The organism is Streptomyces sp. a15, assembly GCF_059026085.1.
Genome location: NZ_JBWLKM010000272.1, coordinates 1 through 578, shown reverse-complemented (window position 1 = coordinate 578; position 578 = coordinate 1). Strand labels below are relative to the sequence as shown.

At 71.1% G+C, this 578-nt stretch carries 1 pseudogene; it reads left to right on the top strand.

The features are described 5' to 3' along the window. Positions 1–116: 116 nt before the first annotated feature. Positions 117–578 (top strand): annotated as a pseudogene (locus AC5P09_RS52090) (transposase); the annotation flags it as partial.

The following is a 578-nucleotide window of genomic DNA, read 5'->3' as shown; positions in this document are numbered from 1 at the left end:
GCCCGTACCGTTCGGGAAGGGGCTGTCGGAAAAGGACCCGAACCACAGGCACCTCGTCGGCAGCCTACTTCACTCTGAGGGGGCCCCGGCGCAGTAATGCGCTGGGGCTACCCGACAACACCGCGTCCGACCACATCACCGCCGCCCAACTGGCCCTGGCCCAGCTGCCAAAGAAGTACCGGCGTGGGCGCCGGACCCTGGTCCGCACGGACTCCGCGGGCGGTACCCACGACTTCGTCGCCTGGCTCGCCCAGCGAGGACGGTGGCTGTCCTACTCGGTCGGCATGGTGATCACCGACGTCATCCACAGCCACGTCCTGAAGGTTCCCGCCTCGGCCTGGACGCCGGCCGTCGGGGCGGACGGCGAGGTCCGTGACGGGGCCTGGGTCGCCGAGCTCACCGGCGACGTCCTGGACGGCCGGCCCGAGGGCGTGCGGCTGATCGTGAGGAAAGAGCGTCCGCATCCTGGGGCCCAGTTGAGGCTCACGGACGCGGACGGCATGAGGCTCACCTGCTTCGCCACCAACACGCCCGGCCGGCCGATCGCCGAGCTCGAGCTCCGTCACCGGCTGCGGGCC